General features: G+C 60.3%; 26 protein-coding genes and 1 pseudogene. 14 read left to right on the top strand and 13 right to left on the bottom strand.

Annotation, left to right across the window (positions count from 1 at the left end; genetic code table 11):
* Nucleotides 1-547: 547 nt before the first annotated feature.
* From ABD112_RS03575 to ABD112_RS03550, 6 genes and pseudogenes are all read left to right on the top strand, one after another.
* Nucleotides 548-790: a hypothetical protein gene (locus ABD112_RS03575; protein WP_343923239.1), complete on the top strand. Its 243-nt coding sequence runs from the start codon at nucleotides 548-550 to the stop codon at nucleotides 788-790.
* 361 nt (nucleotides 791-1,151) lie between these two features.
* Nucleotides 1,152-1,343 (top strand): annotated as a pseudogene (locus ABD112_RS03570) (GNAT family N-acetyltransferase); the annotation flags it as partial.
* Between the two features lie 172 nt (nucleotides 1,344-1,515).
* Nucleotides 1,516-1,977: a luciferase domain-containing protein gene (locus ABD112_RS03565; RefSeq protein WP_343923828.1), complete on the top strand. Its 462-nt coding sequence runs from the start codon at nucleotides 1,516-1,518 to the stop codon at nucleotides 1,975-1,977.
* Between the two features lie 77 nt (nucleotides 1,978-2,054).
* Complete coding sequence (locus tag ABD112_RS03560) at nucleotides 2,055-3,242, top strand: MFS transporter (protein ID WP_343923237.1); 1,188 nt, start codon at nucleotides 2,055-2,057, stop codon at nucleotides 3,240-3,242.
* 52 nt (nucleotides 3,243-3,294) lie between these two features.
* Nucleotides 3,295-4,461 (top strand): zinc-binding dehydrogenase, encoded by a 1,167-nt coding sequence (locus ABD112_RS03555; RefSeq protein WP_343923235.1) that lies wholly within the window; start codon nucleotides 3,295-3,297, stop codon nucleotides 4,459-4,461.
* Between the two features lie 51 nt (nucleotides 4,462-4,512).
* Entirely contained in the window at nucleotides 4,513-4,878 is a 366-nt protein-coding gene (locus tag ABD112_RS03550) for a cupin domain-containing protein (RefSeq protein ID WP_343923233.1), read from the top strand.
* A gap of 68 nt (nucleotides 4,879-4,946) precedes the next feature.
* On the opposite strand, the gene ABD112_RS03545 is transcribed toward ABD112_RS03550, so the two are convergent.
* Nucleotides 4,947-5,309, bottom strand: a complete 363-nt coding sequence (locus ABD112_RS03545; protein WP_343923231.1) for a hypothetical protein — start codon at nucleotides 5,307-5,309, stop codon at nucleotides 4,947-4,949.
* A 35-nt stretch (nucleotides 5,310-5,344) separates the two neighbouring features.
* Complete coding sequence (locus ABD112_RS03540; RefSeq protein WP_343923229.1) at nucleotides 5,345-5,485, bottom strand: cupin domain-containing protein; 141 nt, start codon at nucleotides 5,483-5,485, stop codon at nucleotides 5,345-5,347.
* A 379-nt stretch (nucleotides 5,486-5,864) separates the two neighbouring features.
* Between ABD112_RS03540 and ABD112_RS03535 the strand changes: the two genes are divergently transcribed.
* From ABD112_RS03535 to ABD112_RS03515, 5 genes are all read left to right on the top strand, one after another.
* Nucleotides 5,865-6,212 carry a GntR family transcriptional regulator gene (locus tag ABD112_RS03535; protein ID WP_343923227.1) on the top strand — a complete coding sequence of 116 codons (348 nt, stop codon included), beginning with the start codon at nucleotides 5,865-5,867 and terminating at the stop codon, nucleotides 6,210-6,212.
* A 3-nt stretch (nucleotides 6,213-6,215) separates the two neighbouring features.
* A complete protein-coding gene (locus ABD112_RS03530; RefSeq protein ID WP_343923225.1) occupies nucleotides 6,216-7,196 on the top strand; it encodes a hypothetical protein in 981 nt (326 codons plus the stop codon).
* Between the two features lie 136 nt (nucleotides 7,197-7,332).
* Entirely contained in the window at nucleotides 7,333-7,944 is a 612-nt protein-coding gene (locus tag ABD112_RS03525) for a sporulation delaying protein family toxin (RefSeq protein WP_343923223.1), read from the top strand.
* A 159-nt stretch (nucleotides 7,945-8,103) separates the two neighbouring features.
* Complete coding sequence (locus ABD112_RS03520; RefSeq protein WP_343923222.1) at nucleotides 8,104-8,604, top strand: SdpA family antimicrobial peptide system protein; 501 nt, start codon at nucleotides 8,104-8,106, stop codon at nucleotides 8,602-8,604.
* The gene (locus tag ABD112_RS03515; protein ID WP_343923221.1) at nucleotides 8,535-9,572 is read left to right on the top strand and encodes a sporulation-delaying protein SdpB family protein; all 1,038 of its coding nucleotides are present in this window, start codon (nucleotides 8,535-8,537) and stop codon (nucleotides 9,570-9,572) included. Before ABD112_RS03520 ends, ABD112_RS03515 begins: the two co-directional genes overlap by 70 nt.
* Here ABD112_RS03515 and ABD112_RS03510 read toward each other — a convergent pair.
* The 8 genes from ABD112_RS03510 to ABD112_RS03475 all read right to left on the bottom strand — a co-directional run bounded on the left by ABD112_RS03510 (nucleotide 9,569) and on the right by ABD112_RS03475 (nucleotide 18,092).
* Entirely contained in the window at nucleotides 9,569-9,907 is a 339-nt protein-coding gene (locus ABD112_RS03510; protein WP_343923219.1) for a cupin domain-containing protein, read from the bottom strand. The two genes, ABD112_RS03515 and ABD112_RS03510, sit on opposite strands and share 4 nt — an antisense overlap.
* A 7-nt stretch (nucleotides 9,908-9,914) precedes the next feature.
* On the bottom strand, nucleotides 9,915-11,342 hold the full coding sequence (locus ABD112_RS03505) for an NAD(P)/FAD-dependent oxidoreductase (protein ID WP_343923217.1): 1,428 nt from the start codon (nucleotides 11,340-11,342) through the stop codon (nucleotides 9,915-9,917).
* Between the two features lie 37 nt (nucleotides 11,343-11,379).
* Nucleotides 11,380-13,104 (bottom strand): amidohydrolase, encoded by a 1,725-nt coding sequence (locus tag ABD112_RS03500; protein WP_343923215.1) that lies wholly within the window; start codon nucleotides 13,102-13,104, stop codon nucleotides 11,380-11,382.
* A 90-nt stretch (nucleotides 13,105-13,194) separates the two neighbouring features.
* Nucleotides 13,195-14,037 carry an ABC transporter permease gene (locus ABD112_RS03495; protein WP_343923213.1) on the bottom strand — a complete coding sequence of 281 codons (843 nt, stop codon included), beginning with the start codon at nucleotides 14,035-14,037 and terminating at the stop codon, nucleotides 13,195-13,197.
* The gene (locus ABD112_RS03490; protein ID WP_343923211.1) at nucleotides 14,034-14,993 is read right to left on the bottom strand and encodes an ABC transporter permease; all 960 of its coding nucleotides are present in this window, start codon (nucleotides 14,991-14,993) and stop codon (nucleotides 14,034-14,036) included. The genes ABD112_RS03495 and ABD112_RS03490 overlap by 4 nt, the downstream gene beginning before the upstream one ends.
* Before the next feature lie 26 nt (nucleotides 14,994-15,019).
* Complete coding sequence (locus ABD112_RS03485; protein WP_343923209.1) at nucleotides 15,020-16,201, bottom strand: polyamine ABC transporter substrate-binding protein; 1,182 nt, start codon at nucleotides 16,199-16,201, stop codon at nucleotides 15,020-15,022.
* Nucleotides 16,202-16,214: 13 nt separating this feature from the next.
* A complete protein-coding gene (locus tag ABD112_RS03480) occupies nucleotides 16,215-17,459 on the bottom strand; it encodes an ABC transporter ATP-binding protein (RefSeq protein ID WP_343923207.1) in 1,245 nt (414 codons plus the stop codon).
* A 195-nt stretch (nucleotides 17,460-17,654) separates the two neighbouring features.
* Nucleotides 17,655-18,092, bottom strand: a complete 438-nt coding sequence (locus ABD112_RS03475) for an Lrp/AsnC family transcriptional regulator (RefSeq protein ID WP_343923205.1) — start codon at nucleotides 18,090-18,092, stop codon at nucleotides 17,655-17,657.
* 103 nt (nucleotides 18,093-18,195) lie between these two features.
* Between ABD112_RS03475 and ddaH the strand changes: the two genes are divergently transcribed.
* The gene (ddaH, locus tag ABD112_RS03470; RefSeq protein WP_343923203.1) at nucleotides 18,196-19,032 is read left to right on the top strand and encodes a dimethylargininase; all 837 of its coding nucleotides are present in this window, start codon (nucleotides 18,196-18,198) and stop codon (nucleotides 19,030-19,032) included.
* Between the two features lie 96 nt (nucleotides 19,033-19,128).
* Here ddaH and ABD112_RS03465 read toward each other — a convergent pair whose 3' ends face one another.
* A complete protein-coding gene (locus ABD112_RS03465; protein ID WP_343923202.1) occupies nucleotides 19,129-19,569 on the bottom strand; it encodes a nitroreductase/quinone reductase family protein in 441 nt (146 codons plus the stop codon).
* A 32-nt stretch (nucleotides 19,570-19,601) separates the two neighbouring features.
* On the bottom strand, nucleotides 19,602-20,810 hold the full coding sequence (locus ABD112_RS03460; RefSeq protein WP_343923200.1) for an MFS transporter: 1,209 nt from the start codon (nucleotides 20,808-20,810) through the stop codon (nucleotides 19,602-19,604).
* Nucleotides 20,811-20,977: 167 nt separating this feature from the next.
* Between ABD112_RS03460 and ABD112_RS03455 the strand changes: the two genes are divergently transcribed.
* Both ABD112_RS03455 and ABD112_RS03450 read left to right on the top strand, forming a co-directional pair.
* Complete coding sequence (locus ABD112_RS03455; protein ID WP_343923198.1) at nucleotides 20,978-21,895, top strand: aminotransferase class IV; 918 nt, start codon at nucleotides 20,978-20,980, stop codon at nucleotides 21,893-21,895.
* A gap of 13 nt (nucleotides 21,896-21,908) precedes the next feature.
* Nucleotides 21,909-22,742: a low temperature requirement protein A gene (locus tag ABD112_RS03450; protein WP_343923197.1), complete on the top strand. Its 834-nt coding sequence runs from the start codon at nucleotides 21,909-21,911 to the stop codon at nucleotides 22,740-22,742.
* A gap of 54 nt (nucleotides 22,743-22,796) precedes the next feature.
* Here ABD112_RS03450 and ABD112_RS03445 read toward each other — a convergent pair whose 3' ends face one another.
* A complete protein-coding gene (locus ABD112_RS03445; protein WP_343923195.1) occupies nucleotides 22,797-23,159 on the bottom strand; it encodes a phosphoribosyltransferase in 363 nt (120 codons plus the stop codon).
* Between the last annotated feature and the right edge of the window lie 106 nt (nucleotides 23,160-23,265).

Below are 23,265 nucleotides of genomic sequence, written 5' to 3'. Positions count from 1 at the left end.
TGACTCGCCTCGATTGACCTGGTCCTAGCGGACCCAGTTATTTAGGCACGACTGGCCGATGCCCAACGTGCGGGTGATTTCGCGTCCAGGGAGCCTTGGGCGTCGAGGCATCTGATATTTTCTTGAACGGACATGGGCGCCGTCATCTGCTTTCTAGCCCTTTCGACAAGAATCTAACCACTAACCCGGCAGAAAATCTTCGCTAAAACGGCCGACAACTAGTCGACCACACACAACTCCGCGGCCAATTTGTGATCGCGAGCCTCGCGTCGGCGCAGTGACTCGAAGCGGAGCGCTCCCGAAAGACCCTCGCGGGCCGGGGTGCGGGCCGCTTAGCAATCTTCTGGCGCTTTCGTGCAGGCAGCACACTTTCACGACCTATTCGGTCCCTCCACGAGTGACGCGCGCGACCTTTAGTCACGCTCACATAACTGTGGCGGAGAGCCTTTCGGCATCAGAACTCTTTCCCTGTGCAATAAGGCGATGATGTGTGTCCGGAACGTCGGGGAGATCAAGTATCCTGACGTCATCGACAAAGGAGTTGACAATGCCGAAATTATATTACGCTGGCCACACATTTGAACTCGCCCCAACCTATCCCGGGGAGAACATCGCAAACCGAATCGACCAGGGCCTAACCGACGGGCGAAACCTGGTGGCGAACACGAAGGTTCCTACGAACATGATCCTCGCCGTCACCCGTCTGGCCAACGGCAACGACCTCATCTTCGGATTCAGCGGATCCCTGCCCATCGCTATCGAAAGCGACTCCGGCCAGAAGGATGCATGACTGCGGCAGCCCAACCACCGGTCCGTTGGTGAGTGAACGACCGCCGGGTATGTCGGCGTTGTCCCCAGCCTGCTGAACAGTGCACGCAGCGCCGGCTGCTCGCTTCCATCCGGATCGCAGTCATAGGGATGCCACGGAAGGCCACGAGTCCGACCTGCAGCGTGCTGCGGCGGCCAAACGTGTCGGCCAACTGCGATCCGGACAACAGACGGCCCCAGGACCGTGCCGTACAAAGTGACGACATTGGGCAGGTTGACCTCCGGTCTCCCGGACCGAGAAACACCTCGACCAGGTCCTCGGCAACCGCAGCGCCTACGACTCCGTCGGCTGGCGCGCTTACACACGCGACCCGACCCGGTTGATGGAGGCGATCGAGGGATCGCATTTTGTGGTCACGACGCGATTAGAGAGCGGAACGCTCGTGGGGCTCACTCGCACCGTTTCCGAGGGACAGACCATCGCCTACATCCAAGATGTCCTACTGTCACCAGCGTCCCAACGCTTGGGTGTCGGCAGTGCACTGCTCGATCAAGTCATCCGCAAGTGTGAGCCCATCAGGCAACTCGTACTTGTTGCTGACGCCGAGCCAGTGCAGCGGGCTTTCTATGATTCACAGGATTTGTGGAAGCGCACGATGCACGTCCTAACGAGCTACGCGCGTTCGTCAGGAGGAGCTAGCTCGGGTCAGATCCCACGACATCGGTGCGGTGCCGTAAGTTCGAGGTGTGATCACGGAACAGCGAACGGGTGCACGACCGCGGGTATCGACCGAAGGTCCTCAGGGCCAGCTGACTCAGCAGTCATCGCCGGAACTTTGGGGCCAACTCGTCGCGCGCACTTTTGGTCTGCACTCGGTTATCGAGGGGCACAGCCAAGTTTCACCGGCATCCTCACGGGCGGTCTTCTTGCTCGACAAAGTGGATGAGCGCGCTCCTGAGACGTCGCTTGCGCCAGGGCAGCGCCTTGAACCGGTGCACCTACACGGCGTATTCGACACGAGTCTGCACCTCTGCCTTTCCGCCAACCGCGGTCAGCAGCTGACGGAACTGGGCTGGGGCGAGCCACACCAGTACGAAGATTTCGGCTCCGCGTTCATGATCTACGGTCCGCGAACGATCGCAGAGCTCGACATTGTTGTCTCGTTCATCGAGGAAAGCATTTCCTTCGCTCGTGGCAGTGTCTCGTAAAGTTGTCGCGTGATTCGATTCGATCAGGCCCAAGAGCTTGCAGAACTTGACCGTCAGTCAGTGGAAGTAGTGACCGTATGACCGCAACCGCAACCTCGGTGCAACTGAAGGCTGCTGGCGTCGCGACGTTCATCGTGTTCGGCATTAACGGGCTCGTGTTTGCCAGTTGGGCGGCCCGCATCCCTGCGGTCACCGAGACCTTGAACATCACTCCTGGGCAAATGGGAACCTTGCTTCTTTGCGTGGCGGCGGGTTCTCTCATCGCTTTGCCCACTGCCGGTTACGTAACAGGCAGAATCGGCACGGCCAACACTGTTCGCGCTGCAGGCCTGGTGGCGGCCCTCGCTGGAGTCGGCATTTCGTTATCGCTCGCCGCCGAGTCTGTACCGGCAACCGCGATCTCCCTCTTCTTCTTCGGCATTGGGGTCGGGCTGTGGGATGTCGCCCAAAACATTGAGGGCGCCGACGTTGAGCACAAACTCGGGCGCACCATCATGCCGCAGCTCCATGCAGCCTTTAGCGGTGGGGCATTCGTTGGCGCACTGATTGGCGCCGGGCTATCCATCCTAGGAATCGGGCTTCCCGCCCACCTCCTCGTCATCGCTGTCGTAGTGGCGGCAACGACCTTCGTGATTCCGAAGTACTTCCTGGCACGCATCCCGGCAGCTCCGCAGTCATCTGGAGAAGCTACAACTCCGACGGCTCGCAGTGCCTGGAGCGATCGCCGCACCCTGTTGATCGGCGTCGTGGTGCTCGGAGCCACTCTCACGGAAGGTGCCGGAAACGACTGGATCGCTAAAGCCGCCGTCGACGGACTCGATGTCACAGAATCCAATGGCGCCCTCATGTTCGCCGTCTTCGTCTTGGCGATGACCGTCATGCGTTTCTTCGGAGGCAAAGCTATTGACGCCTACGGCCGGGTTCCCGTTCTTCGGGCCAGCATGGCGGCAGCAGCAATCGGCCTGACCCTCTTCGTGCTGGCAGGAAACATCTGGCTCGCCATGGTCGGTGTTGCGCTGTGGGGTATCGGTGCGGCGCTCGCGTTCCCGATGGGGATGTCAGCAGCGGCGGATGATCCGAAGCGCGCCGCCGCCAGGGTTTCGGTGGTCTCCACGCTCGGCTACATTGCCTTCCTCGCTGGCCCGCCACTGCTGGGGTTCCTCGGTGACGTGATCGGGATCAGAATGGCGCTTCTGGTGATCGGAATCCCAATTCTGGTTGCCCTAGTGCTGGCCGGTGCGGCGAAGCCGCTGCGCGACCGGTAGGCGAGTCGGGCGGAGAACCCGGCGCTGCGTGCCTTGCTGCGAGACTGGAGTCATGAGCCAGCGACCCAATACTGACGCCGCCGACACAGACGCGGCCACGATGACCGCCGTCGTCACCACGGGTGTTGGTGACTACGACCGGCTCGTCGTGAGCGAGGTCGTAAGACCAGTAGCCGGGCCTGGAGAGGTGCTCGTTCAGGTGCTCGCGGCTGGCGTGAACAACACCGACATCAATACGCGACTCGGCTGGTACTCGTCGAGCGTGTCGACTGCCACCGACGAATCCTCTGATGGGATCGAGGATCTGGGGGTGGGCCGTGCAGACGGTGGCTGGAACGGGGCAACGCCGTTTCCGCTCATCCAGGGCGCAGACTGCTGTGGCCGTGTTGTCGCAGTAGGTGCCGGAGTCGATCGGAGCATCGTCGGTGCCCGCGTGCTCATTCGGGCGTGCATGCCTCTCGACCAGGAAGGGTCAGACGAGACAGATGGGTCAGACGAGACAGAGTGGCTTGGTTCAGATCGTGACGGCGCATTTGCCCAGCTCACCGTTGTGCGGGCGTGCGACGTGTTCGCCGTCGATAGCACCTGGAGTGATGCCGAGCTCGCCACGATTCCCTGCGCCTACGGAACCGCGGAGAACATGGTGAGCCGAGCCGGCATCACCGCGGGCATGCGGGTGCTGGTTCCCGGAGCATCCGGAGGCGTGGGGTCGGCCGTAGTGCAGCTCGCGAAACGACGGGGCGCCTACGTCATCGGTATCGCGAGCGTCGCAAAACACGACCGGGTCATCGAGATTGGTGCCGACGAGGTGCTCGAACGCGGGCACGACCATATGGCGCAGCTTGGTGCGAAGAGTATCGACGTCGTGATCGATAACGTCGCAGGCGCAGAGTTTGGCAACATGCTCGCACTGTTGCGCCACGGTGGCGCCTATGTAACATCGGGCGCGATTGCCGGCCCCATCGTTGAACTCGACCTTCGGATGCTCTACCTCGGCGATTTGCGGCTCATTGGCTGCACCGCGTGGGACGATCACGTGTTCGCCGATGTTGTGTCGTACGTCGAGCGCGGCGAGATCCGCCCACTTCTCGAGCGCACTTACCCACTGCATGAAATTGTTACCGCACAGCGCGACTTTCTCGACAAGGGCCACGTCGGAAATCTCGTTCTGATTCCGCCAGAATCGAGCGGCGGACCCGCGACGGAACATGCTCCGTAAACGGTCGTGAACGTAGCGGCAACTCGGAAATCGCGCTGCTAGCGTTAGCCCATGTCAACCGCCGCATCCAGTCTCATCACTGCCCTTGCCACCGTCACCGAGCATTGGCAGCCTCACCGCGTGGCGAGCGTTAACGATCACGACGTCAAGATCGTGAAGCTTCAGGGCGAGTTCGTGTGGCACAGCCACACCGAGACTGATGAGCTGTTCTTGGTCGTGGAGGGGGAGCTCACCATCCAACTGCGGGACCGCGACATAGTGCTCGGCCCGAATGAACTCTTTGTTATCCCCAAGGGCGTCGAGCATTGCCCGAAGGCTGAGCACCAGGTATCCGCCGTCATTATTGAACTCGGCGGAACCATAAACACAGGAGATGTCGGCGGCGACCGAACTTCGCCGCTGCGCGAACTCGGCTAGCGGATGTCGGCGCAGTTCGTGGACCGTTCGGCCACCGTGACTGCAGGCCGACGGAGAAAGCTGTCTCGCTATGGCTTCTCGTCGACGATTCCCACGAAGCGACTACCGATTCCGTCGATCTCCGAACGGTACATACCGTCAGCGGCCGGTGGCAGTTCATCGGCTGCGTGCCAGTCGCACGTGAGATAGGTGAAGGCAGGCCACCACTTCTTCGGCCGAGCTGCTTCAGTGAAACCGCAGACCGTGCAGGTGAGCTGAGCCCAGACAGGGCGCTTGCCCGTGCGGTTGGCGCGCGACTGCACAAGCCAGGCTGGCGGGTTGGTCTCGAGCTCAGTGAACTGAGCCTCAGACATGCGGGTCGGGATGTCGTGCCGTCTGGCCATCTCCAAGGGGATGTCTAAGCGAAGCGCGGCTTCCCGTCGTGTGATCATGCTCCTACGCTACGCGACCCCAGCGGGCCGCCGAACTAGCTGACGTAAATCTTGCGCAGCGTTTCGGTGACCGTCCAGGTGGTCTGCATGCCGGCGGTGAGCCGCACAACATCACCCGGCCCGACAATGATCGTGTGATCATCCGCAGCGAAGTGGATGCTGGCACGCCCGCTCATCGACCAGGTATCTCCATGAGGCGCATGTGAGACTTACGCGGCAACGGGGGCAGGAGAGCACGGCTGGGCCCATAGGCCTCCTCGGGGTGGACGCTCGAGGCCGTTCCTGAGTCACAACGGAAGCACGACGGCATGGGTCAGGTTGGGGCTCGATGCTAAAAATAGAATCACCGCCGAAATCACGCCGCTCGAAATGGTCGTCGGGAATCGGAGAATCATTCGCAGAATAACGCTACGCCGGGCGGCAGCACCTCATGGGTCGATCATGCCAGCGAAAAGGTATATTGTTCTATGAGTGATGCAAACAATAGATTTGATGAATCACTTTCGCTGCGAAGGTAGCGGATCATTCGAATCGTCCTAGACGGAGTGCAAACAGATGCTGATTTTGGTTGACGCCAGTTCTTCGGTGTCTTTGGCTGGACAGATCGGGGCTCAGGTGCGCGCGGGAATCGTGACTGGCGCGTTGCGGCAAAGTGAACGGCTCCCTCCTGCGCGGGATCTAGCCGAGTCCTTGGGTGTGAATATGCATACCGTGCTGCGCGCGTATGGGGCTTTGAGGGACGAGGGTCTCATTGAAATGAGACAGGGTCGAGGGGCTTGGGTTGCTTCCGACGCCAGCCCGGCGCTGGTCCGTGTGACCGAACTCGCAAACGAACTCATGGTCGAAGCGCAGAAGCTTGGGATGTCGCGGCTGGAAATTCTTGGCCTAATCGAGGGGAAGTAGCTAATGGCACAACGTCAGCAATCCGATGTTCAACGCGATGCAGTGGCGGCCGCAGTATCCTGGTTGCCATTGATCGCCGTAGTTGCCACTTGGCTGTTCTGGCGATCGCTCTTGCCTGCTGAGGTCGCAAGCCGGTTCGGGAGCAACGGGGAAGTAACCTCAACTCTGCCTACTCTTCTTCTCGTAGGTGTCGCAGCTGCCGTGTGTTTCATTGCAGCGTCTGTGGGCACCGCATCCGCAAATCGGGAGATGCCCGCAAGCGAGCGCCGACGGACGTTCCTTATTGCGGGAGTGAGTTCGGGTTTGACGGCGGCGATTTGGATAGTACTTGCCGCTATAGCTGTTGCTGCCCCAGCAGGTGCTGAACCGACGATGGGTGGGTGGGGTTTGTTCGCTCCGTTGGCAGGGATCTTCGGGCTCGTCCCTTATTTCATCGCGGCGAAGACCCGAGTAGACCTTTCGGGCCCCAGTCGCCCGGAGATGCAGCTGACCGAGCATCAGTCCGGAGTGTGGATTGAGACAGTCGATGTCAGTCTGTTTGCCTGGATGGCTGTCGCGGCGTTGGCGGCCATCGTGACCTTGGTTGTTGTTGTGCCGATAGATCAGGGAGGGCTCGAGAGTAGGGTGACCTTGGGTGTGTTTCTCGTGATATTTCTAGGTTCGGTTGCGTTGGCTCGCTTGCGGGTGCGGATAGATAGTCGAGGGCTACGCATAGTGTCCGCGCTAATGCCGCTCCTCCGAAAAAGCATTCCACTTGGAACCATTCGAGAGGCGCGAACTGAGGTTTTGGAGCCAGCGAACTGGGGAGGCTGGGGATACCGGGTCGCGCCTGGGCGGAGTGCTCTTCTTCTCTTCGCCGGCCCCGGACTCACTGTTGATTTGATGAACGGGAAGATCTTTTCCCTTAGCCTTCGCGACCCAGAGACGCCCGCGGCGCTTATCAATGGGATAAAGACCACCTCGCTCGGTCCGAACGCTCGATAAAGTCACAAAGAAGTTTTCCACATTGTTCCTAGAGCATTGTGCACTTTAGCTGTCGTATGTATTGTGAGAGAACGTCACGATGGTTCAATCTTTACAGAAGATATCCCGGGGATTGTCGCAATAGATTGGTCATATTGTGCGCAAGAATTACTTCGCTACGTTGGGTCTCACTCTCAGCACAGCCTTACTGGTCGCAGCAGTCGCGACTCCCGCAATTGCTGCGGGCACCGAAGAAACAACAATCTCCAGCCAGACAACATCAGAGCCGTCGTATACCGGTGAAGCTCTATTCGAGGCGATTGTCTTTGGTGTTGGCCCGGCAGCCGTAGAGGTTACCGACCTTGCAACGCCGGTCGAGCAAACTCCCGAAGCGCTTGAAGCCATAGCGGTCATCGTCGCGGAGATAGAGGTCACTGAACCCGGCTACTTCGAGCGGCTCGAGGTTGGTCTACAAAGCGGCAATATTAAGGTGGTAGATAGGACGCTGCAAGAGACTAGTTCGGTATTTGCCAACGCGCTCCAGTCGCTTGGTTATCTGACTAAGGAAGATATTGCGGCGGGACCTTCGTGCATCCAGGTCGTATTGTTCGCGGTAGCGGCGCTCGTGGTCGCGGCCGCAGGGGTGCTTGTCGTGGCAGCCGTTTCCGTGACCAACGTCTTCTGGGGACCGGCGTCGGCAGCGGATTCTCAATCTTCGCTGCGCTACGAGAAGCTGGTATCCCAAATCGCATCGGACTTCACCAAGTAAGCGAATCGGCATCGAAGTAGGTAGTTAAAAGTGGGTAACGATCCCGAACAGGACGCATCCCGATCCGAAATCGATCCGAGTAGCGAACTATCGGAGCCCCCTTCCATTGCTCTTTTCTTTCTACTCTTGGTTGGGTTCTGGGCGGTGGTCGGATCATTTGTGTTCCTCACTAATCAAGAAGAGAACGTGCTCACGTCGTCGTGGCAGAGATCTGTGCGCCCCATTGCCCAGACCATCGCGCCCGAGCAGTGGGGGTTCTTTACCAAGTCTCCGCGCGACGAAAATTTGGTGCCCTGCGCCTATGACGCAACCACCGGTTGGAAGAAAGACGCGTTGTTTCCACACAGCCAACCCCAGTACCTCTTTGGCCTCAACCGAGTCTCCAGGGCGCAAGGGCTTGAGCTTGGAATTCTGTATACGGCAATTGTTGACAAAAACTGGATCACGTGTGGCGAGTTAAGTTCCGCGAGCCTTGACTGCCTCGCAAAACTGACGACTGATGGCAACGAGTCTTGGATAAGAATCCGCAATCCATCGCCAGCGCCAACGATCTGTGGTCAAGGTGCACTCGCTCGCGAGGTCCCAGCACCATGGGCGTACGCGCGCATTGGCCAAACAGGAACCGAGCCACTCGTGATTCTGATCGACGTCTCATGCTGACACGGCTGTCTCGTTGGGTCATTCTCTGGATCGATACGCCTATGTGGACACAAAACCTCGGGATAGCGAGGACGCTAATTGCGGTGACTGGGCTCGCCACACTCGCATTCAACTCGATGGACACGCTCATACGGCCTGGGGCCGGCATCGACGTCGTTCCCAACTGTGCTGGGCCGGCGCGGATTAGCGCTTGGTGCGTTGTAGATCCTGTGGATAACAGCTGGATGCAGATTCTGTGCATCCTCATCCTCGCCCTCGCCGCCTCGGGCTGGAGACCGCGATTGACTGCCATTCCCATGTGGTGGGTGTTATTCAGCAATCAAGCGTCATTCACTACTGTCGACGGAGGAGATCAGGTTGCAGCGGTGTTGGCCCTTCTCTTGATACCGGTATCGCTCACGGACTCGCGTCGTTTTCACTGGAGACATCTGTCGGCCGCTGGGCTCGTGGGCTCAGGCATCTACGCTGGAATACTTGCCCGCGTAACCCTTGTGGTCATAAAGGTGCAGGTTTCGTTTATCTACATCAACGCCTGCCTCAGCAAGCTTTCGGTTGCGGAGTGGCTCGATGGTACTTCGATCTACTGCTGGCTCCGGGACCCCCTATTCGGACCGGTTGGTCCATTGCGGCAAGCAACAGATGCCATGATGTTGGATCCCGTTTTGGTCGCGTCCGTCACATGGGGCACTTTAATGCTGGAATTTCTTCTGGGGATATCGCTGTTCCTGCCTCAGCGAACTAAGTACGTGCTGCTTCCGCTTGGGGTGGCATTCCACCTCGGCATCGCTGTGACGATGGGGCTCTGGACATTCGCGTTTGCTATGTGGGGGGCGCTCTTGTTGTCGCTGTGGCCTCAAGGACGCTTGCTCTACGCGATGATAATGACTGCTCGGAGGATCGTAGAGGCCTTTCCCCGCTCTGCCTCAGGCTTACACGATCTGAGCAGGCCGGCGGGGCCGCCGAACTAGCTGACGTAAATCTTGCGCAGCGTTTCGGTGACCGTCCAGGTGGTGTGCATGCCGGCGGTGAGCCGCACAACATCACCCGGCCCGACAATGATCGTGCGATCATCCGCAGCGAAGTGGATGCTGGCACGCCCGCTCACGACAATGAAGACTTCATCTTCTTCTGTGTCGGTTGCGGTGCCAACGCTCATCTCCCAGATGCCGATCTCGGTGTCGCCGAGGGTGTCGAGCACGGTGTAGCCCGCGGTCGGGAGTCCCTCCGCAACGCTCGCGGCATCGAGTGCTTCGCGCGTGACGGTCACTGCGCTTGAGGCGTGAGGCTGGCCAGGGGTGAGCATAGTTCTCCTAGGAGTCGAAGCCGAGACCGAGCGCATCCAAGGTCTTGAGGATGACGTTGCGGCGGCCCTGATTGTGGTCGGCCTGATTCAGCGACCACCGGGTTGCGTTGATGCCTATCGATGCAATTGGCTCGGGTGGGAAGGGCAGCGGCATCTTCTTCACCATCTGCAATTCGGTGCGCTCGGTGGTGAGTCCGTCGAGTTTGTCGAGCATCACTTGGGCGGCGAAACGCGTCGCGCCAACACCGAGTCCGGTGAAGCCGGCCGAGTATGCCACGCGACCGTTGCGGGCTGTGCCGAAGAAGGCGCTGAACTGGGTTGACGCGTCAATAGCGCCAGCCCAGCGGTGGCTGAACTTGAGGCCCTCCAGCTGCGGGAAGGTCGTAAAGAAGTGACTTGCGAGCCGCTCGAAGCTCTCGGGACGTTTCTCGTACTTGTCGCGAACCTTGCGACCATAGTGGTAGATCGCGTCATATCCCCCAAAGAGAATACGGTTGTCGGCGCTGAGGCGATAGTAGTGAAACTGGTTCGCCATATCGGCGAGACCCTGACGGTTCGACCAGCCTATAGACGCCAGTTGGGCGGGGCTCAAGGGTTCCGTCATGAGCACATAGTCATAAACGGGAACCGTCTGCAGGCGTGCACGCTTGAGCAGCGACGGGAAGGCGTTAGTCGCGAGCGCAACTCTGGCGGCACGCACCGTACCTTTTCGGGTGTGCACGACTGCGGCATCCGTTGGACCACCGGATGTTTCGACCTCGCGCACGGGGGAGTTCTCAAAGATCTCGACGCCGAGTTCGCTCGCGACTCGGGCCAATTCGCGCACGAGCTTGGCAGGGTGCACGAGGGCGTTGATGCGCTTGTTCCACACCGCGGCGAGGTAGGTGGGCGAGTTCACTTCGGCACGCACTGCCGCTTCGTCGAGAAAGACGGTGTCATCATCGGTCTTGGCTTCTTTGAGCCAGGCAATCTCGTGCGGTTCAATGGCGAGATCGAGTGAGCCGGTGCGCTCGAAGTCGCAGTCGAGGCCCAGCGAAGCAACGCTCGCCTCTATTTCGTCGAGGTTCTGCATGCCGAGGCGGTCGAGCTGGTCGTACTCATTGGGCCAGCGGCTCATGCCGTTTTCTTCACCGTGGGTGAGGCTGGCTTCGCAGAATCCGCCGTTGCGCCCGGAGGCAGCCCAACCGAGCTCGCGGCCCTCAAGCAGCACGACCTTCGCGTCGGGGTTGCGTTGCTTGGCGAGCACCGCGGTCCACAGGCCGAGGTAGCCGCCGCCCACGATTGCGAGGTCGGCGGTGATCTCTCCGCGCAGCGCCGAAAATTCTTGGGGATCCTTGACATCGTCGATCCAGAACGGCTTATGAACCGAACCATGAAGCGAATGACTGATGACGGATGCTGCTGGTGGGTTTCTTTCAAAAACTACTTTGCCCACGGGGCACGTTCCCTTCTCGCGCAGGTAGTGGCGAGTTTCATGATTGCGCGGGCGCGAGGTACACGCGCTCGCCTTCGACGAAGGTTTGTTCTGTTCTGGTGATCCCAATTTCGGCCAATGGCCGAGCGAAAGGATTGCGATCGAGCACAACCAGGTCGGCGAGCTTGCCGACTTCGATCGTTCCGGTCGCATCGAGGTGGTTCGCAAAAGCCGAACCAGCCGTGTACGCGGTCATTGCGGTCAGCAGGTCGAGGCTCTGCTCAGGCAAAAACGCCTCATACTCGCCCTCTTCGTGGCCGGGAGCCGCAATGCGGTTCACGGCAACGTGGATCGCGGCCATCGGGTCAGGACTCGACACCGACCAGTCGCTGCCGGAAGCCAAATGGGTTCCGGCCCGGTAGAGGTCGCCCCACGGGTACTGCCACGAACTGCGCGGGTCGCCCAAGAATGGCAGGGTCAGGTCGACCATTTGTGGCTCGAGGGCAGCCCAGTACGACTGCATGTTGGCCGTCACTCCGAGGGTCGCGAAACGGGGAACGTCATCCGGATGCACCACTTGCAAGTGCGCAATGTGATGGCGGTTGTCGTTGGGCCCGTTGATCGCTCGGGCTGCTTCCACTGCATCGAGACATTCGCGCACCGCGCGGTCACCGATGGCGTGAAAGTGCACTTGGAATCCGAGAGCGTCGAGTTCGGTGACGTTCGAGATGAGTTGGGCGGCGTCAACAAATGAGATGCCCGAGTTGTCGGTGTGGTGTCCGCAACCATCGAGGTAGGGCTCAAGCATTGCGGCGGTGAAGTTTTCGGCCACGCCATCTTGCATGATCTTGACGGTGGTCGCAGCAAAGCGCCCGGCGGCATTGTTTTTGCGCCGCAGAACGAGCTCGGGAATCTGCTCGGGGCCGCGCGTGCGATCCCACCACAGGGCGCCAACCACGCGAGCAGTCAATGCTCCGGACGTCGCCGCTTCCATGTACGCCGGGGTGGCATCGCCGGCATCACCGTAACCACCGAGGATGGCGTCTTGCCAGGCGGTGACGCCGAGCGAGTGCAAATACTCTTGGCCGATCGTCAACGCCCGCGCATAATCTTCGGGCGAAGTCTCGGGCAGCAGTTGGTTCACGAGTGACATCGCACCCTCGTGAAGCGTGCCGGTGGGGTTGCCGTGGGCGTCGCGTTCGATGCGACCATCAGCCGGATCGGGGGTCTCGCTCGTGACGCCGGCGAGCTCGAGCGCGCGCGAGTTCACCCACGCACCGTGACCGTCACGGTTCGGGATGAACGCGGGCCGGTCGGCGACTGCGGTGTCGAGATCGGATGCTGTGGGCGTTCCTCCGGGAAAGGCTGACATGTTCCAGCCACCGCCCAAGATCCACTCAAGCTCAGGGTTGGCCGTCGCGTAGTTGCGGATCCGGGTCAGGTACTGCTCGCGGGTGGAGTCCTCAGCAAGATCGCAGCGGATGAGGTCGAGACCTCCCCAGACAGCGTGAACATGAGCATCCTGAAAGCCGGGAATCAGCAGCTTGCCGGCGAGATCGATGACTTCGGTGTCAGGGCCGATGAGCGCTTGGATGTCGGCGTCGGTTTTCGGCGAGCCGTCCGCACCAACATTGGTGGCAGCATCCGCAACAGCTGTGTTGCCCATAGCAGTGCTCACTGCCACGATTCGGCCACCGGTCACGGCCACACTGCCCGCGGTCGGTTCAGTGCCGGTCGCCGTGAAGACGGCACCGCCAGTAAAGACAAGATCAGCGAATGACATGGTTTCGTGCACTTCCCTTGAGCGGTTTTGCGGCCTAGCGGCCTAGCGGTCTGGAGGTCTAGCAGTCGGGCGGTCCAACAGGCTGAGGGCCTAGCCGCCGCCGACGGTCTTGGCGATATCAGTCGGAGAGTCGCCGGCCCGACGCAAGACGTAGGCAACGAGGCCAAGCGCGGCCAGCGTGAGCAGCAGCATGATTGTTGAGACGGAGGCGATTTCTGGCCGCAACCCGCTGCGCACAGCACTGAGTACATAAACGGGCCACGGGGTAGTGCCCGACACCTGCACGAACGCCGAAACGATTGTGTTATCGAGGCTCAAGGTGAACGAGAGCAGTCCACCAGCGAGTACCGCAGGCATCACCAACGGGAGCGTGATCTGGGTGAAGCGCTTAAACGGAGGCGCATAAAGATCGGATGCGGCCTCCTCCAAGCTTTCATCGATTCCGATCAGTCGAGAACGCACGATGTAGGCCACGACTGCAGTGGAGAACAGTGAGTGACCGACAACCAGTCGCACGATGCCATTGTCAAACATGCTGAGACCAACATCCTGACCGAGGAAAACCATCCACGGCAAGAGAGAAACGGCATCCACAATTTCGGGGGTGACGGTGACAAGAATGAGCAGAATCAAAAACCAGGGAGCCCACTTGCCCGCTCGCCGTGCCAGCGCTACGCCGGCCATGGTGCCGAGTGCTGTCGCAATCAGTGAAGCGATGAAGCCCGTCTGTATCGACACCATCACTGCGGCGGTGATCGCGGGCTTTGTCACGATTGTCGCGAACGAGCCGAAACCGAATTCGTTCCACGCGACGAGCAGCCTGCCCTCGTTGAAGGAGTAGATGATGATGACGGCGATGGGCGCAAACAGGAAGATGAAGACGAGTACTGCCCAGACTTTGAGCGAGATATCAGTGAACGATAACCGGTTCATGACTTGCCTCCCAACACCAGTCGCTGGCGGGCTCTCAGAGGCCATGACGCCAACCACGAAATGAGGGCAGCGATGAGCACGGTGGTCAGAATCGTGAGAACCAGAACTACCGCCATCGCCGAGCCCAAGGCCCAGTTTTGTGCGGTCTGGAACTGGTTGGCAACCATCTGGCCCGCCATGTTGCCCTTCGCCCCACCCAACACTGTGGCGGTGATGTAGTCACCCATCAGCGGGATGTAGACGAGAAGGATGCCAACGATGATGCCCGGCTTCGCCAAGGGAAGCGTCACATTGAGGAAGGTCGACCATCGCCCAGCGCCGAGGTCTTTGCTCGCCTCGCGCATCGGCAACGACACCCGGTCGAAGGCCACAAACATCGGCAGAATCATCAGGGGGATGTAGTTGTAGACCACACCGATCAGCACTGCCGTGCGAGTAAACAGGATCTCCAATGGCTGGTCAAGCACTCCAATTGACTGGAGGGCGGTAGAGAGCAGTCCGGTTGGGGCGAGGATGATCTGCCACCCGATGGTGCGCACCAGAAAGTTTGTCCAGAACGGAATCATGACCATCGCCAGCAGCATGCCGCGGCGCGAGACGGGAGCCTTGAACGCGAGCCAATACGAGAATGGAATGGAAATCGCCAAGCAGATAAGCGTGCCGACAACTCCCACCCAGAGTGTGTTTTGGAAGGTGGAGAAGAACGTCGGAGACAGGGCTTCGGCGTAGCGATCGAGCGACAGAACATCATTGGCGTGGGTGCCAAAGATGCCGGGCTTGTACCCGAAGCTGAACCAGACAACGAGCGCAACAGGCGCGACAAAGAAGGCGAACAGCCAGGCCCAGGCAGGAATTGCGAGGGCGTAGCCGGGCAGTTTCAGGCGGCGGCGTTGGCGCGTGGGAGCCGCGCGTGCCCCAACCTCTGGGGCAGCGCGGTCCTCAACGGTGACGGTCATTCAGTACTCCCGACTTGCTGCAACGGTTAGGCGCCGGCAGCAGCCTTGGTCTTGTCCCAGATCTCTACGATGCGCTGTTGCGCTTCGCTGAGTGTCTGGGTGTGCATCGTCTTGATCTGTGTCTCATCGAAGAACACCAGGTCGAGCATTTCGAGGTCGGCAGCGCGCGCCGCATCCTCGATGCCGGTACCGCCGGTGTGGTAACCGATGTAGTCGAGCTCGCGCAGGGATGCCTCTGGGGTGAGCACGTAGTTGATGAAGGCATGGGCGGCCTCAGGGTTTGTTGCGCCCTCGGCGATAGCCCAGTTGTCCATCCACAGTTCGGTGTCAGGGGAGCCGAGCACCCACTGCCAGCGGTCGGGGTCGTCGCTCTCCATAATTCCGATGCGCGCGTCGCCGTTCCAGGACTGCATGAGAATCTGCTGCGCCTGCGGGATCGCTGCGCCACCAGGGTAGGAGTCGAATGCCGAAAGGTGTGGGGCAAGCTGCGTGGTGAGAAACTCTTCCGCCGCCGCAAGATCGGCCTCGTCAGTGGTGTTCCAATCAATGCCATTGGCCCAGTAGTAGATGCCGAGCAGCGGTGCTGGGTCATCGAGCACGGATGTTCTGCCGCTTGCCTCGTTCTGTGCAGCATCGATGAAGTCGGCCCAGGTGGTGAGTTCGCGACTGATCTTGGTCTTGTCGTAAACATACCCGGTGGTGCCCCAGGCCTTGCAGATGGAGTATTCGTTGTTGGGATCCCAGTCGCGACCCAGGAAGTCCGGGTCCATGTCGGCAATGTTGGGGATTAGATCAAGGTTGAGCTTGCTGAGGAGACCGTTCTCGATCATCTGCGGGATGAACGGTCCGGTGGGCACCACGATGTCGTAGCCACTCGTTCCGCGAGCGGCGACGAGCTTGGAGATCAGTTCCTCATTGGAGGCGAAAGAGTCGAAGGTGATTGTTGGGCCAAGTTCGCTCGAGAACTCAGCGACCAGATCGGGGTCGTCGTAGTCGCCCCAGCTGTAGATCGACAGGCCACCCTCGAGTGCGCCTCCGGTGGCTTGGGGGGACGAGCCGGCACCAGACTCCGGACTGCAGGCGGCGAGCAGTGCAACACCGGCTGCTGTGCCGGAGAGCGCAAGAAAGCGGCGTCGGTTCAACTCCGACTTGATGATCTTTGTCGCCGAAGTTGAGGCGAGAATGCGAAGTGGCTTTTCGTGTGACATCAGGCTGCTCCTTTTAGAGGGCGATTGAACTGGTTGGTGGGGCTGGATTGGAGACGGCGCGGGCAATGTCGGCCCGAGCCTGGGTTGCCTGCTCGCTTGGGAAGAGGTGAACGTTCACGGCATCCCAGGAACAGACGACGGATTCGCCAACAGCAAGACGAGGTGCATTGGGGCGAGGAGACCGAGACAGGAGGGTCTGATCGTTGCCGATCGACACCAGAAACTGCAGTGTCTCGCCTTGGTGGGAGACGCCGATCACTTCGCCCGGAATCTCATTCTCGGCAGTGGCGGCGACTGTGGCGCTCGCCGCAGTGCTTGCCGAGACCCTGACGGCCTCAGGTCGCACCGCTGCTTGGGCATCCGCACCGGCGTCGAGTTCTGCGTGGGGTCCCGCTGCGCGGACCACACCGAAACGTGATTCCATGACCGAGGTGTTCGCAGATACCGTGCCGGGGATGAAGTTTTGCTGGCCAATGAATCCGGCAACGTAGGCGCTCGCCGGGTTGTCATAGATCGAATCCGCATCATCCAACTGTTCGATGCGGCCGCTGCGCATGATGGCGATGCGATCACTCATGGAGAGGGCCTCGCCCTGATCGTGAGTAACAAAGATGAACGTGATGCCGAGTCGTGATTGCAGCAGCTTGAGCTCAATCTGCATTTCTTCACGCAACTGGCGGTCAAGTGCACCGAGGGGCTCATCGAGCAGCAGTACCGATGGACGGTTGATTAGTGCGCGGGCGAGCGCGATGCGCTGCTGCTGACCACCAGACAACTGGGTAGGCTTGCGATCGGCAAACGAGACCATTTGCACCATATCGAGTGCATCGGTGACGCGCTCACGAATTTCTGACTTCGGTGTGCCCTTCTGGCGCAGACCGTAGGCGACGTTCTCGGCGACACTCATGTGTGGGAACAGCGCGTACGCCTGGAATACCGTGTTGACGTCACGTTTGTGGGGAGGAATTCCGACGACATCTTTGCCTGAAATACGGATGCTGCCCGAGGTTGGTTCCTCGAAACCGGCAAGCATTCTCAGGGTGGTCGTCTTGCCGCAGCCGGAAGGGCCAAGCAGCGAGAGAAACTCGCCGGGGCGCACGTGCAGGCTGATGTTGTCTACCGCGGTTGCGCTACCAAACTTCTTCGTTATTCCCTCAAGAACGACGCTGCCCTCCAGCTCGATCGCGCTCGCCGTTTTGACGTTCGAGTCTGCCGCGCTTGAGTCTGGGGAGCTTGTCTTCTGAGTTGAAACCGTCACGTTGTTACGCACCTCCGAGTTCACGAAAACTGATTCGCGAGTGTCTGGGTAGTCAATCGGAAATCGGAGACAGACGCAACGGTATACATGGTTAAGTTCGTGTTACAAAACGGAATTAGTCGTCAAAATCCGGTTCTACTGTGGAAAACCGCACGCGGCACGAAGGTGGCTAAAATGCGTAATCGAACCGATTGCTTACTCGTAGCGACGGTGAATCAAGCGCGACAAGACAATCGAACTGCGCGTGTTGTCGATGTTGGTTGCGGTGCGCAAACGTTCGAGAGCGATTTCAAGCGAGTGGATGTCACGGGAGCGCATATGGACGACAGCGTCGGCAGATCCACTGACTGTTCCGGCATCCACCACTTCGGGGATGGCGCTCAAAATTCGCTTGAGTTCGTGAGGCGCCACGTTGCCGCGGCAGAACAGCTCCACGTAGGCTTCGGTGCCCATGCCGTCGACGGCTGGATCAACCTGGATGGTGAAGCTGCGGATCACTCCGCTGGCCACAAGTCGATCGACGCGACGTTTGACTGCGGAGGCGGAGAGGCCCACTGCGTCACCGATATCGCCGTACCCGGCGCGAGCATTGAGGCGGAGCATGTCGATGATTCCTGCGTCCAGCTTGTCCATTACCCCACCCTACGGCGAAATATTGTGCACTGACTAGCCTTTGCGCCGAATAAATGCGCATATTGCCGAGACATTGCGGATAGATGCGTGAAACACTGGGGCTATGACGATCACTGACACCGAATCGACCACACCTGCTCGCCAGGCAACCGCGAAGACCGTGCTGATGTGCCGTCCCGACTTCTTTACGGTCAGCTACAGCATCAACCCGTGGATGAACCCCAACGACCCTACAGACACCAGCCTCGCTGTAAAGCAGTGGCAGACACTGTATGACACCTACATCGAGCTCGGTTTTGAGGTCGAGCTCATCGACCCCATCGATGGATTGCCCGACATGGTCTACGCCGCAAACGGCGGATTCGTGATCGACGGCAAGGCTTATGGCGCACTCTTCACCTATGACGAGCGCAAAGCAGAAGGCCCCGCTTACATGGACTGGTTCGGAGCGAACGGTTTCACCGTCGCCGACCCCGTCAACGTCAATGAGGGCGAAGGCGACTTCCTGCTCGTCGGCGACAACATCCTTGCGGGCATGGGCTTCCGCACTTCGGTAGAAAGTCACCGCGAGCTCGCGGAAATCTCGGGCCGCAATGTTGTCTCCCTCAACCTCATCAACCCCAGTTTTTACCACGTTGATACTGCCATCGCGAAGCTCGATGACACCAACATCGCCTACTTGGAGAGCGCCTTCGATGAGCCCTCTCTCGAAAAACTCCGTGCGCTGTATCCCGACGCCATCCTTGCTACTGAAGAGGATGCGGCAGTGCTCGGACTCAACTCCTACAGCGATGGCTACAACATCGTCATCGCCGCCCGCGCTAAAGACTTCGAGCGCCAACTCAAGGAGCGCGGCTACAACCCCATCGGCGTCGACCTCTCTGAGCTGCTGCTCGGTGGCGGCGGCGTGAAGTGCTGCACCCTGGAACTGCGCCGCTAGGCAGCGCTTCTCAAAGCTCCCCCTAGATCACACCCCTGATCGCACGAATGGCCTGCGCTAGTTGCGCGGGCCATTCGTGTTTTTGGTGGAGCGCGCTTAGCGCTCGTCGCAGATGACTACGGGGATGTCGCGCGTGGTCTTGGTCTGGTACTCGGCGTAGCGAGAGTTCGCAGCCACGATCTGCGGCCACAGTTCTGCCTTCTCTGCCGTGTCTGCGGTGTGGGCGTGCACGTTCAGGGTGCGCCCGCGAACGGTGATCGCGGCATCCGGGTGCGCTACGAGGTTGCGGTACCAGAGGGGGTCGCGATCGTCGCCGCCCTTCGACGCGACGAACACCCAGCGGCCGTTGCCGTGCACTGGGGCGGTCAACATAGTGGATCGTCGGATGCCCGACACCCGGCCCGTGGTGTGGAGCTCAACTGACGGCATGCCTCCGAGCGTCCAGCCGAGGCGACCGCCAGAGATGGCGAGCACCGCGCGGTGCACGCCATTCATCAGTTTCATTCCGGCATCGTTGAGTTGTCGGCGTCGGCTCATTGCCCCATTATCTCGCGATGCGAGCTGCTCGTTCAATTCACGGCGTGACGACGGGGAGTTCGAACGAAGACAGCCAGTATCGCGACGGCGAGGGGGAGGATGGCGAACGTGACAGCGGGACCGGTGAAACTCCCCGTGATGTCAACGCCCACCGACAGGGCAATGGGACCGAGAGCCGTCGAGGCGAGCCCGATGGCCGTAGCGAATCCACGAATCGAGCCGATGTGGGCCGTGCCGTAGTAGCGAACGTAAGCCGCGGCTTCCATGCCACGCAGGCTGCCGCTGGCCGCGCCAAGCGCAAGCCCGTACAGCACCGCGGTCCAGCCGGCGGAGACCACCGGCAAGAGAAGCAGCGAACCGGCCAGGGTGAGCATCGAGAAGACGACGAACAATTTCGGGCTAACACGGTCGATGAACACTCCGACGAGTAACGTCGCAGCGATTCCTGTCACCGTTTGGGGAAGGAAGTTGGCCGCAGCCTCGAACGGAGTGAGCCCGCGCTCCCTGAGAAGCGCAATCTGATGAAAGGCCAGTGCCGTACTGAGCATCCCCGACACGGCGAGCGACGCTGCGATCACCCAGAACATCCCGGTGCGCACCGCTTCGCGCAGCATCCACGATTCCCGATGAATCACAATCTGTGCCGTCGACAGCTCTTCGAACTGGTGGGCCGGTCGGCTTCGGCCCGGCAGAATCAGGGCAAGCGGAATTACCACCGCCGCCACGGCCAGCGCCTCCCAGCGCCAGGCTGCCTCGATACCTACGGCGGAGATGAGACGCTCTAATCCGACCGGCGCAAGCGAGATGCCTGCGGAACCAATCGCGCTCGTCACGCCCAGAGCTAGCCCTCGATGCCGGGTGATCGTCCTTGCCACAGCGGTCGTTGCTGCCAAGCTGAGCGCACCCTGGCCGAGCATCCGAACCCCAATGAATCCGGCAGTCAACTCGCCAATGTTGCCCACAAAACTCAGGGTGAACAAGACACCGGCAAACAGGACCCCGATGGCGATGGTCACAGAGCGCGCACCGAATCGGTCCAGTGCGCGGCCGACGAATGGTTGCGCCGCAGCCCCGATAATCGTGCCGACAAAGTAGCTTGCCGAGATGCCGGTCCGAGAGATATCGAGTTGCGAGATGAGGGGGTCGGTGAACACTGACAGTCCCGCAGTCTGGCCCGGTGCAGTCATTACCGAGAGCACGCCCGCGGCTGCAACAAGTGTTGCCCACGGTAGCCATCTCATCGGTGCGCGATGGTTCTTTCCAGAAGAACCGGCGTCAGAGGAAGACAAGCTCATTACGTCCTTCCGGTACCGACTGTCGAGCCTCTAACCTATCCGTCTCGTCGAGAGCCGTAGACGACGGGTCACGTGAGTACAGTCAAGTCATAGTGGTTTTGTGAGGAGCAGCAATGACTATGGACACGGCGCTGTCGTACACAGCAGGTGCAGCCTACGTTGGTGGTCAGATTGTGCCGATCGCGCAGGCGGCTATCCCGATCCTCGATCTCGGGTTTCTGCATTCTGACGCCACCTACGACGTGGTGCACGTGTGGAATGGGCGCTTTTTCCGTCTCGACGCCCACCTCGATCGCTTCGAGCGGGGCATGGCAAAGCTGCGGATGTCGTTGCCGATTGACCGTGACGGCATCCGAGAAATTTTGCACGAGTGTGTTCGGGCATCCGGTCTCGATAACGCCTATGTCGAACTGATCTGCACGCGCGGGATGGCGGCGCCAGGATCGCGGGACCCTCGCGATTGTGTGAACCAGTTTTATGCGTTCGCGGTGCCCTTTGCTTGGGTTGCGACCCCTGAGCACCAAAAACGCGGCCTGTCGGTGCACGTGAGCAGCGTGCAACGGATCGCCCCAGAGTCAGTCGACCCCACTGTGAAGAACTACCACTGGCTCGATCTAGTTCAGGGGCTCTACGACGCTTACGACCATGATGCCGAAACTGCTTTGCTGTCGGATGCCGAGGGGAATGTTGTCGAGGGCCCCGGCTTCAACGTGTTTGCGGTCACTGCTGGCGTGTTAGTGACGCCGAAATCAGGCGTTCTCGAGGGGATCACCCGTAAAACTGCCTTAGAAATTGGGGCACAGCTGGGTGTGGAGCTCGGCTTGCGGGTCGAGGAGCGGGCACTGCCGTATGGCGAGCTGACGAGCGCGAGCGAGGTGTTCGTGACTAGTACGGCGGGCGGGATTATGCCGGTCACCACTATCGACGGCCGTGCGATCGGCGCCGGGGTTCCCGGGCCAGTGACGCAGAAAATTGGGGCCCAATATTGGGCGATGCACGAAGATCCTCGGTATTCCGAGCCCGTTGACTGACTAAAGTCATTTCATGAACTCTGTGAGTTCGCGGGTGACCGCTCGCGACATCGACGAACCGCATCGCAAAACAACGCCTCTTGAACTGCTCTTTGACCTCACGTTTGTTGTCGCGGTTGCCTCGGTGGTGAATCAACTCGTTCACGCCATCGAGGTTGGTGAAACTGCGGACGCGGTCGGCCCATTCCTCACAGTGTTCTTCACCATCTGGTGGGCGTGGAATCAGTTCACTTGGCTGGCCTCCGCCTACGACACCGATGATGTGCCCTACCGACTGTTCACTATGCTGCAGATGGGGGGCATCCTTGTGCTCGCCGCGGGCGTGCCGATGGCGTTCGATAGTGGCAACTTCGCCGCCGTCACCATCGGATACCTCATTCTGAGACTGGGGCTCATCGCAACTCTGCTGAGGGCGATCAAGGACGACCCCGAAACTCGTGCGACTTCCCAGCGCTACGCTCTGGGAATTGGCATCGTACAAGTGGGATGGCTCGTGCGGCTGCTGCTGCCGGCCGAGCTTGCCATCCCCGCCTTCGTGGTGCTCGTGCTGCTCTTCGCGCTGTGGTGGCTCTACTTCTCCGAGCCTGCAGCTGAAGGTCTCAAGAACAAGCCCGAACGCTACCTGTTCTGGAACTATGGGCATTATTTTTTGCTCGCTGCGCTCGCTGCGCTCGCTGCGCTCGCTGCGCTCGCTGCGCTCGCTGCGCTCGCTGCGGTTGCCATTCTTGCGTCACCGTTCGCCGCGTCGATGGTGGGCACGATTGGGGTGGCCTCGGCCATCACGGTGGGGCTGCTGGTCATAGCAATTCTCGCGGAGAAGCGTCGTTCCGTCGACATGATGTCGTGAGTGTGCGGATGCTCGCGGCGCGTGCTCGGCGCGTGCTCGGCGCGGGATCATTGCTTAGGCCGGGCTCAGCCAGCGCAGCACCTCGTCGTCGGTGGTTTGCGTGAAGTCGGTGTACCACTGGCCGATTGCCATGAAGCGTGCGGGTCGCTCCAGACAGACGAATTCGTCGATGTTGTCACCGGGCGTGAAGCTGCGCGGTGCGATCGGCACCGCCAGTACCACTCTGTTGGCGCCGAGCGCGCGCACCACTTGGCACGCGGCCATTGCAGTGGATCCGGTCGCGATTCCGTCATCGACCACGACTGCGGTGCGGCCGTGTAGGTCGAGTGGCGGACGACCCGCGCGGAACCTCTCCAACCGCCGCGCCAGTTCTTTCTGCTCACGGGCTCGAACCCGCTGTAGTTGATCGTGAGTCACCCCTAGATGAGTGAGTCCTAATGGTCGTAGGCGATGAGGGATCGTTTGTGTGATGCTCCGATGAGCCAGTTGTGCCAGATTCCTGTGGCGAGGGCGAGTAGGCGGG

Source organism: Rhodoglobus aureus, from assembly GCF_039527955.1.
Taxonomy (GTDB): Bacteria; Actinomycetota; Actinomycetes; order Actinomycetales; family Microbacteriaceae; genus Rhodoglobus; species Rhodoglobus aureus.
Note: the sequence above shows the minus strand (reverse complement) of the source record. Positions and strands in the feature narration are given on the sequence as shown.